Source organism: Endozoicomonas gorgoniicola (assembly GCF_025562715.2).
GTDB classification, from domain to species: domain Bacteria; phylum Pseudomonadota; class Gammaproteobacteria; order Pseudomonadales; family Endozoicomonadaceae; genus Endozoicomonas_A; species Endozoicomonas_A gorgoniicola.
In genome coordinates, this window is the sequence record NZ_JAPFCC010000001.1 from 5,847,035 (window position 1) to 5,857,170 (window position 10,136).

Genomic DNA, 10,136 nt, shown 5'->3' on the forward strand with positions numbered 1-10,136 from the left:
GAATCACAGCGCATCCATAATGAGTTTTGCACCGGTTATCAGCAGCCCGGTGTAAAGCACCTTGTAAAAAATATCCTCACGGATGCGATGCACCAGTTTCATGCCTGCAAAAACACCCAGTGGACAGAGGGGTAAAAGAATAGCCGACAGTATGAGGTTATCGACACCCAGCTCACCCAAACCGCCATAAGCTGGAATCTTCGAGAGATTCACCACTCCGAAAAATATCGCCATCGTACCACTCAGTACCTTTTTATCTAATTTGAGGGGCAGCATGTACACACTAAGCGGCGCCCCTCCTGCATGGACACCAAAACTGGTGAACCCACTGACTGTTGCCCAGAAAACGCCCTTAAGGCGGCTGGGTTTATCGGGCGCGGTACCTTTTGAGAAAAACTGATGGAAGCAAAACAGAATAGCGATGCTACCAATCAGAAAGCGAACGGCATTCTCAGGCAGTTGATAAAAAATCAGTAACCCAAGCCCCACCCCCATTAAGCCCGGTAGCATAATGACCTTCAGAATATTCCAGTCAACAAACCCTCTCCACCCCCAGATGGCAAACAGATCCATGATGAGCAGTAACGGCAGAAGAATGGCAGCCGCCTGAATCGGTGGAATAACCAGTGACATAAGAGGAACAGCCATTACCCCCATCGCGTTACCCAGGCCGCCCTTTCCCACAGCAGCGATAAGAACCGCAGGCACAGCAGCTAATAAAAACGGTAACAGTGGCACACCAAAATCCATACTCTCTTCTCACTCCAACAAAAAAGCCGTGCAGAACATACACGGCTCATACTAGCAATACCTCGCGACATAAGACTCTCGACATAAGACTCTCGACGCAAGACTCTCGACGCAAGACTCTCGTCGTAAGACTCTCGTCGTAATAGTAGTATCGCAGACTGCTCAGAAACCTAATTCACGCAGATGATTCAGACTTCGGCGAACATCTTCAAACGGGGTGACTTCAGAGTTGGGATCACGAAGCTGTTGCAGCGTTATCCAGCCATCGTACTCCACCCGGTCTAAAGCGCTTTTAATTGCACAGTAGTCTATATCACCTTCACCCACAGACCGCAGAACACCAAAATCACAAGCGTCCTTAAACCCGACCATCTGGCTGTTCAGGCAGTATTCAAGGCGCTGGTTACAGACATCCTTAAAGTGAACATGCTCAAGCCGGAACGTACACTCCTTCATCCACTGGGCAGGCTCAAGACCCGCATACACAAAGTGTCCTGTATCCAGGCACAGGCCAGCTTTTTCGTAAGGTACATCCTCCAGCATCCGCGAGATTTCATCATCAAATTCCAGATAGCTGCCTGCATGAGGGTGTACAACGGCTCTGATACCATAGTCGTACATAGCGATATCAGCAATGCAGCGAATAGTTGACATCATAGTGCGCCATCTGGGCTTGTCCAATCTTGGCGCCTGCTCACTGATACCGGCAAAACGCTCGCGGATATCATTGACCGCATCAACAATCACCAGCTGTTTTGCTCCCACAGCATGAAGCAGCTGGCAGACCTTGCGGGTTTTGGACAGGGTTTCTTCCAGCCGGGTTCTATCCCACAACGCTTCATAGACCCTGCCTGAGATAACCGACATGCCCCGTATTCTCAGCTCGTCTTTCAGCATGCTGCCATCGGTGGGAAAATAACCATAAGGCCCAAGCTCAATACTCGAGTAACCCGCCTCTGAAGCTTCCTGCAACAGATTTCGCCACACCGGGCTGTCCGGACATTGCGGATTGCCTATACCCCAGGAGCAAGGGGCAGCGGCAAAACGGTAGCGATCGTATTTCGTATTTGTATTTATCATGATCAGTTTCCTGCCTGTCGTTAATTATTTCTATGGCATGACACGACTCATGAACTGATATATACCAAAGGAAACTAATTACAGGCATTGATAGCGGACATTGTTTTTGTCGTTTATTTTCATTTATACAGCAGATACTTGTTTTTTTTGCTTGAAACCGATATTCGCCAGGCATTCCCGGTTCGTTGCGTACAGGAGAGCTACTAATGGGCCTTATTAATCGTATTTTCTCCATGGACAATGTGTACTCAACTGAAGCCCGATGGAAACAATCTACTTCCTCTGACGGTGACCAACAGGTAACTGCATCTTTTAGCAGGGTTGGTTGTTGCTCAAGCATGGTGGCGGTCTGGATAAAAAAAAGTATCGCTACAGATGGGAGAGGGCTTTCGAGTGCCACTGAGCTGGGGACTGTGCATTTAATGGGAGTAGTCCAGTCGGCTTACGTAAACAAAACGCTGTTTAACTCCAAAAAGCAGGATTACGGCTCTGGCCTGATTTATTTATTACAAAGCCAGAACCTTATAACTCAGGAGCGCATGATCGGGCATGGTCATTTCAACCCCGAAATAGTTGTCAACTGGGTATTAAGCAAGCCCGGGCACTACATATTGTTGTTCTTCAACGAGAAAGGCAGCCACTCCGTGTATAACGGTCATGCAATAGGTTTTCGTCATGAAGGTAACCATATGGAGATGTTTGAACCTAATCGTGGACTTTTTTCATATAGCGATCAAAGTATATTTCTCTTACAACTAGAATTACGAGTTGCTCGGGTTCTCCATAAATTAATGGGAGGGCCGTGGTATCTCCACAGGGTTGTATCGGACACTGAGCCTGCCAGCCTCTCAGGCGAGCAATCCCAATTCTCATGAGCGTTGAATCACCGCAGGCAGAGCAGTGTGCCGTTTAAACTACCCCCTCAACATATCAAACACAACCCTGGCAAACCCCCGCTGCACCTCCGGGTTGGAAAGGTACTGCATCATCATTTCCTGATGGGCTTCGTTGCTGTCCATCACCGCATCATCAATGGCATGGGGGAAATCGCCCAGCAGTGCCTGTTCGGCAGTATTATTTTCAATCTGTTTCATGACCGTGTCGTTTTCGGCCAGTTTGTCCCGAACCGTGTAGGCGTAGTTGATCAGATCGCCGTCACTCAGATTGTCGGTGATGAACAGCTCATTCAGCTTGCTCAGGATTTGCGACAGAAACTCCTCTTTCTTGTCTTTGGCCTTGGCTGACCCCATATCCGACGACGGCTCTAACTTATATTCGGGGGCATCTTCCTTTAACTCAATGTCCTGCTGGCGGATTTTGGATAGACGATAATGGCTCATCACCACGTTATCCAGATCAATGTCGTCTTCCTGCACAACTCTTTCCCGCAGCAGCGGACGCAGGTAACGGGCGTACAGACTGAGTTTTTCCAGTTCTTTATCGTCGTAGTCCACGATCTGGGACATAAACTCATAGAAGCGGGTAAAGCTGCCTAAATCCTTCCTGAAAATTTCCAGCCGGTCTTTTTCCTGTTTACATTCTTTGAAGCTGTTTTCAGCGTTGGCGACCAGCACTGCATCGTTGGTCTTTTTGGTGCGCTCGAACATGTCCTTTGACTGAATATAAGCCTCAATGGCGGAGCTGTACCGATGCTGCCAACGCTCCACCGCCGGTTTTACAATATTGCTGATGGCCGCATTGCTTTTGTTCTTGCTAAGGAAGGCTTCGCAGAACCGTTCTACTTCGTTCCAGGTGAAGATGCCGCTGGCCCGGAGTTTTTCATACAGCCTGAATTCAAGTCATAAGTGCATAACCCATGACTTTTCTTGCATCTATTCCAGTTGACTCTTTAAATGCCTCATAAGGAGTCTTGTAGCCCAGGCACTTTCTTGGCCTGTTGTTCAGCTTATCCACTGCAATGATGACATCTTTTTCTGTCACGCCATTAAGCTCCATCGACTTGGGGAAATACTGCCTTAGCAAACCATTAGCATTCTCATTCTGGCCTCTTTCCCAAGAATGGTAGGGGGCAGCAAAGTAGCTGTCACATTTTAAAGCTTTGGCAATTGATTCATGCTGAACAAACTCCTTTCCATTGTCGTATGTTATTGTCTTTACAAACCTTTTCAGAGGCTTGAGTACGTCAATTATTCCCTGTTTAACCGCTTTTGCCTTCTTGCCTGGTAGAGGGACAGCAAGGCGAAGCTTGGTTTTTCGTTCATCTAATGTAGCGATGGCTCCTTTATGATTTTTACCTATTACAGTATCAGCTTCCCAGTCACCAACTCGCTCTCTGTTGTTGACCACTTCGGGGCGTTCTTCAATGCCAACCCGATTTGGTATACCGGTTCGGTTATGAGCTGAACCGTATCGCTTTCGATAAGTTTTTTTCTGGTGCCTCAAGTGCTTATAGAGCGAGCCTCCGCGCCGTTTATCATCCGCTACAAATTGATAAATCGTCTCATGATGCAGCTTGATTACACCGTCCTTTTCAAGCCTTCCAGCCACTTGTTCAGGACTCCAATCTGAACGGATATCGTTTGAAATACGTTGTTTAATGTCGTCTGTCAGCTTAATAGCTTTTGGCTTATCTTTGTGCCGCTGCCGAGCTGTGCGATTAGCCTGTTGGTGCCTGTACCCTCTTTGCCCTTTATTGCGGTTTACTTCTCGCGACACGGTAGGCTGTGAACGGCCAAGCTTTTTAGCAATTTTGTTTTGTGAAGTCCCATTTTTGAGTTCAGTTTCGATATAATATCTCTCTTCAGAGCTCAGGTGTGTATAGGCCATCCTTGGCTTCCTCTGTATGGTTTGGTTGCTTTACAGAATACCCCTGAGTTCTGATTCACTTCAAAGGTTCTGAAACAATCCTCTGGTTACAGAGGTTATGCACTTATGATACGAATTCAGGCAGCTCAAATACCTTGTCCGGGTCGGTTACATCCGCCAGTTCTGCGGTCTGGTAATACGGCTGGAAGGCATTAAGAATCTCTTCCGGTTCGTTGAAGAAATCCAATACAAAGGTGCCGCACTCTGCCTTGCCGGGGTACTGCCGGTTCAGTCGGGACAGAGTCTGCACACATTCCACCCCACCCAGCGGCTTATCCACGTACATGGCGCAGAGTTTGGGCTGGTCAAAGCCGGTCTGGAATTTATTGGCCACCAGCATGATCTGGTAATCGTCGGTATCGAACGCCTTACGCAACTCCCGACCTTTCAGACCGGGGTTCATGCCGTTCTCGGTAAATTTCTGATCCAGCAAAGCGGTGCTGTCCGGATCATTAGGGTTAAACTCCACTTCGCCGGAGAAGGCCACCATCACCGCCACCGAGCTGTTGTGCTCGCTCAGGTATTTATCAAACGCCAGCTTGTAGCGCACCGCCTCTTTGCGGGAACTGGTCACCACCATCGCCTTGGCCTGACCACCCAGCAGGTGCATCACATGGGTTTTGTAATGCTCAACAATCACCTTCACCTTCTGGGCGATGTTGTACTCATGGAGCCGCACCCAGCGGTTCAGTTTCACTTTGGCCTTTTTGCTGTCCACCTCTTCATCGGCGGCTTCTATCTTCTGTGCCAGTTGATACGCCACCTGATAGTTGGTGTAGTTCTTCAGCACATCGAGAATAAACCCTTCCTCAATGGCCTGACGCATGGTGTAAACGTGGAAGGCTTCCGGCAGGTTCTTTGCGGATGCCGGTTCTTCAGGCCTGGGACGACGACCAAACAATTCCAGCGTCTTTGCCTTGGGCGTTGCCGTGAAAGCGTAGTAGTTTAGATTGCTACTGCCCTTACGAGCAGCAATGGTGTTATCCAGAATATCTTCAGACGACAGCGGTTGATCATCCCCTTCACCCCCTTCCACCATCAACACTTCTTTCAACTGTCGTGCCGTCGAACCGGTCTGGGAGGAGTGGGCTTCGTCGGCAATCACCGCATAACGGCGCTCCTTCAGGCTGGTATTGTTTTCGATAGCCGCTAATACATAAGGGAAGGTTTGGATGGTGACAATAATAATCGGCTGGGCACTCTCAAGGGCCGCTGCCAGCTTCTCGGACTTGGAGCCATCGCCTTCTTTGCGGTTGATTCTGCCTACCACACCGTCGGCGTGTTCAAACTGGTAGATGGTGTCCTGCAACTGGTCATCAAGAACGGTTCGATCCGTAATGACAATGACGGAATGAAACTGCTTATTGCCTTCGTGGTCATACAGGGTGGATAACTGATGCGCTGTCCAGGCTATAGAGTTGGACTTACCCGAACCGGCACTGTGTTGAACCAGATATTTATTCCCCGTCCCTTCCGCTTTCGCTGCACCGATCAGCTTGTTCACCACATCCCACTGATGGTAACGGGGGAAGATCAGGGTTTCCTTTTTCGACTGGCGGCCTTCCCAGTTTTCCACCTCTTTGATTTCAAGATGCACAAACCGGGCAAGAATATTCAGCAGGTTATCGGGCAACAGCACCTCGTTCCACAGGTACTCTGTCGCATAGTCATTGTCGTTTTCCGGCACATCATTGCCTGCGCCGCCTTCCACCGTGCCTTTGTTAAACGGCAGAAAGAAGGTATCGCTGCCCGCCAGTCTGGTGGTCATATACACTTCGTACTGGCTCACGGCAAAATGCACCAGCGCACCCCGTTTGAAGGTCAGCAACGGCTCCGGCTTGCCGGTTTCCGGGTCTTTGGGCAGACGGGTCTTTTTATACTGGCGAATGGCGTTATCGACGGACTGTTTAAATTCCGACTTCAGCTCCAGCGTCGCCACCGGCAAACCGTTGATAAACAGCACCAGGTCAATACGCCATGCCCTGGCTTTTTTACCGGTTTCGGCTAAATGCTCTGACGTGGCATAAGGACTGTAAACCAGCTCCGGCACAATACGACAACGGTTTTCTTTATAACGGGCCAACGTATCCGGATTCAGGTTATGTTCCGGCATAAACTGGCACAGGGAGAACCGGGCATTACGAATCTTCAGCCCATGGCGCAACACACCCAGGGTGCCATAACTGCGCAGTTCCTTGTCGATGGCGTTGGGGTTCGCCTTTTGCAGCTGCGTCACCAAGTGGCTGATAAAGTGCGCTTCCGAATCATTGGGGAACAGCTTGCAGAACTTTGTCCATTCCTTTGGCTGGGTGTCTTTTACGAAGGACAGTACATCAGCAGTGTATAAGGCGGTTTCCCGGTCGTACTGGTCAGACCTGCCCGGCAGCCAGTCGTTGGCCTGCATCCGGGCGATGAGTTCGTTCTGAAAGGTAGTTTCGGAGGTACTGTCCATAGTGACTGCTTGCCGGGGCGGTGAATAAATGGATTAGCTGATTTCAGGAAGTGATTTAACCAGATTTAGCAGCTCGTGGGATAGTGCAATCAGTTCTTTTAATAGTCTTCACTCGTCGTTGGTGGTTCAGTTGTCAGCCACAGCTTGGGCTGCTTCATCACCCGCGTGATAAAACTTTGCTGCTGATCTTTTCGTTGTTGGAACTCATCAGGACTAAGCAGGGTCGGGTTAATGGTTCGACCCAGTTGGCGTTCGGCAGGTTCCAGCTTTTCCATTACGCCGCCGTAACTCAGGTCATGGCCGACCAGCATGATGTCTACATCACTACCGGAATGTTCTTCCCCTTTGGCGACCGAGCCATAAATAAAAGCCAGCTCACACTGTTTTAAGATGGGTTCAAGGGCAGCTTTTATGACCGCTTGTATCCCAAAGGTTTTGCGGGTGATAGCTTTCAGCTCCTCGAAAATAGGGTTGTCAGCATTCGCCTGGTAGTGTTGCTGATTGCCCAGTTGATGATTAGTGAGCAAACCGGCTTCCGTCATTTTCTTTATTTCACGCACCACGGTGCCTTTGCCCATACTGGCAAGGCGAACGATTTCATTCAGATAAAAAGAGGTATCCGGTTTCCCATACAGCACAGCCAGAAGGCGTTGCTGGGTTTTGGTAAACAGTACAGAGGCGATGGCAGACAAGTGGTGATCATCCTTGTTGAGTCCCATTTTAGGTACTATAGGTATCAAATTGGGACTTTTCAAGGTCTTAAATAAGGACTGATAAGTACCAGATTGGGACTTCTGACGGGTCGACCCAATGAATTGTCTCCACACTGTAGAGACAATTTTCTCAAAGATATGAATCCACAGGGGCTTGCCAGTCACGCACGTCGATTTTGCCGGTGACGGCGGCTGAGATTAGGGCAGTGCGGCGTTCCTGCATTAGCAAGATGGCTCTCTCTGCCTCTCCAATTAGGTCATCCATCTTAGATGCTTTTAAGTCAATCAAATGAATGATTTTATCTTGCTCATCGAGCGGTGGAATAAGAATGTTGAATCTCGAAATACCATCAACGGTAAATCTCGTCATGGCACCACCACTCAGTCGATTAAGCATTTCATCTTTAAATACAGAAGCATTCAAATGATGCTTTAAATACTCTGGGCGTAATCTACTTTTACGAGGACGAATTAGAGCAACGCTGGAAAGCAATGAAAATCTCTCTTCAAGGTCATTTACCATCGCAATGCCAGCCGTAGCGCCATCTTTGATGTAAAGAACATCATTTTTTTTCACGGAGCAGCGTGAATATATTTCCTCATGATCTGATGACGAAATATATGAAATATTCGAAAAATCAAAACCATTCTCTTTAATATTCTTTGCTGTAACGTATAGATAATCACCCTCTGGATAGCTTTCTGGGCTGTGATGAGTTCCATCAACTAACACTTCTACTTGATATGAAAGCCTACCTGCTTCCCAATGAGCAGGCATTTCTGTTAACCACTCCACACCGGAATCCTTCATCGGCGCATTTGGGTTCAGCCCCTTGGTGACGGCATGACTGATCACCGCCTGTCGTTTTTCCTGCAACAGCCGGATCAGGGATTGCTGCTCTTCGATCAGGGTGTCGATTTTAGTGGTTTCGTGGTCGAGGAAGTCAACAATAATTTTCTGTACACTAACTTCTGGCAATGAAAATACAAAGTTAAGAAACTGGGGCAGTCTCAGAGAGTCAACCGTTGATTTTGCATTACCCTCAAGAGCTACTTTGTAAAAATTGCTCGACAGGTAGTAATAAACGAATTTTCCTGTAACACTTTGGAAGTTATTAAGCATGTAAACACGCTGATGGTAATCAAACTTACCATTAAAATAATGATAAACCTTAAGTAGTTATAAATTAGCTATCCCTGAATTCGTATCATAAGTGCATAACCTCTGTAACCAGAGGATTGTTTCAGAACCTTTGAAGTGAATCAGAACTCAGGGGTATTCTGTAAAGCAACCAAACCATACAGAGGAAGCCAAGGATGGCCTATACACACCTGAGCTCTGAAGAGAGATATTATATCGAAACTGAACTCAAAAATGGGACTTCACAAAACAAAATTGCTAAAAAGCTTGGCCGTTCACAGCCTACCGTGTCGCGAGAAGTAAACCGCAATAAAGGGCAAAGAGGGTACAGGCACCAACAGGCTAATCGCACAGCTCGGCAGCGGCACAAAGATAAGCCAAAAGCTATTAAGCTGACAGACGACATTAAACAACGTATTTCAAACGATATCCGTTCAGATTGGAGTCCTGAACAAGTGGCTGGAAGGCTTGAAAAGGACGGTGTAATCAAGCTGCATCATGAGACGATTTATCAATTTGTAGCGGATGATAAACGGCGCGGAGGCTCGCTCTATAAGCACTTGAGGCACCAGAAAAAAACTTATCGAAAGCGATACGGTTCAGCTCATAACCGAACCGGTATACCAAATCGGGTTGGCATTGAAGAACGCCCCGAAGTGGTCAACAACAGAGAGCGAGTTGGTGACTGGGAAGCTGATACTGTAATAGGTAAAAATCATAAAGGAGCCATCGCTACATTAGATGAACGAAAAACCAAGCTTCGCCTTGCTGTCCCTCTACCAGGCAAGAAGGCAAAAGCGGTTAAACAGGGAATAATTGACGTACTCAAGCCTCTGAAAAGGTTTGTAAAGACAATAACATACGACAATGGAAAGGAGTTTGTTCAGCATGAATCAATTGCCAAAGCTTTAAAATGTGACAGCTACTTTGCTGCCCCCTACCATTCTTGGGAAAGAGGCCAGAATGAGAATGCTAATGGTTTGCTAAGGCAGTATTTCCCCAAGTCGATGGAGCTTAATGGCGTGACAGAAAAAGATGTCATCATTGCAGTGGATAAGCTGAACAACAGGCCAAGAAAGTGCCTGGGCTACAAGACTCCTTATGAGGCATTTAAAGAGTCAACTGGAATAGATGCAAGAAAAGTCATGGGTTATGCACTTATGACTTGAATTCA

Annotated in this window: 9 protein-coding genes and 1 pseudogene; 2 read left to right on the forward strand and 8 right to left on the reverse strand. The window is 47.7% G+C overall.

Going from position 1 to position 10,136, the window contains the following annotated elements; genetic code table 11:
* Positions 1-3: 3 nt before the first annotated feature.
* Positions 4-750, reverse strand: coding sequence for a sulfite exporter TauE/SafE family protein (locus tag NX722_RS26310; RefSeq protein ID WP_262565796.1), 747 nt, complete (start codon positions 748-750; stop codon positions 4-6).
* A gap of 162 nt (positions 751-912) precedes the next feature.
* Positions 913-1,830: a sugar phosphate isomerase/epimerase family protein gene (locus NX722_RS26315; protein ID WP_262565797.1), complete on the reverse strand. Its 918-nt coding sequence runs from the start codon at positions 1,828-1,830 to the stop codon at positions 913-915.
* A 206-nt stretch (positions 1,831-2,036) separates the two neighbouring features.
* Here NX722_RS26315 and NX722_RS26320 point away from each other — a divergent pair, with 206 nt between their 5' ends.
* Entirely contained in the window at positions 2,037-2,705 is a 669-nt protein-coding gene (locus NX722_RS26320; protein ID WP_262565798.1) for a hypothetical protein, read from the forward strand.
* 39 nt (positions 2,706-2,744) lie between these two features.
* On the opposite strand, the gene NX722_RS26325 is transcribed toward NX722_RS26320, so the two are convergent.
* The 6 genes and pseudogenes from NX722_RS26325 to NX722_RS26350 all read right to left on the reverse strand — a co-directional run.
* Positions 2,745-3,437, reverse strand: a complete 693-nt coding sequence (locus NX722_RS26325) for a hypothetical protein (RefSeq protein ID WP_262565799.1) — start codon at positions 3,435-3,437, stop codon at positions 2,745-2,747.
* A 187-nt stretch (positions 3,438-3,624) separates the two neighbouring features.
* The gene (locus tag NX722_RS26330; protein WP_262563592.1) at positions 3,625-4,617 is read right to left on the reverse strand and encodes an IS30 family transposase; all 993 of its coding nucleotides are present in this window, start codon (positions 4,615-4,617) and stop codon (positions 3,625-3,627) included.
* Between the two features lie 103 nt (positions 4,618-4,720).
* Positions 4,721-7,108 (reverse strand): type I restriction endonuclease subunit R, encoded by a 2,388-nt coding sequence (locus NX722_RS26335; RefSeq protein ID WP_262565800.1) that lies wholly within the window; start codon positions 7,106-7,108, stop codon positions 4,721-4,723.
* Positions 7,109-7,206: 98 nt separating this feature from the next.
* Positions 7,207-7,827: a nucleotidyltransferase domain-containing protein gene (locus NX722_RS26340; protein WP_262565801.1), complete on the reverse strand. Its 621-nt coding sequence runs from the start codon at positions 7,825-7,827 to the stop codon at positions 7,207-7,209.
* Between the two features lie 124 nt (positions 7,828-7,951).
* Positions 7,952-8,632: a restriction endonuclease subunit S gene (locus NX722_RS28715; protein WP_322740987.1), complete on the reverse strand. Its 681-nt coding sequence runs from the start codon at positions 8,630-8,632 to the stop codon at positions 7,952-7,954.
* A gap of 114 nt (positions 8,633-8,746) precedes the next feature.
* Positions 8,747-8,965 (reverse strand): annotated as a pseudogene (locus NX722_RS26350) (restriction endonuclease subunit S); the annotation flags it as partial.
* A 173-nt stretch (positions 8,966-9,138) separates the two neighbouring features.
* On the opposite strand from NX722_RS26350, the gene NX722_RS26355 reads away from it, so the two are divergent.
* A complete protein-coding gene (locus NX722_RS26355) occupies positions 9,139-10,131 on the forward strand; it encodes an IS30 family transposase (RefSeq protein ID WP_262563592.1) in 993 nt (330 codons plus the stop codon).
* The last annotated feature ends 5 nt before the right edge of the window (positions 10,132-10,136 follow it).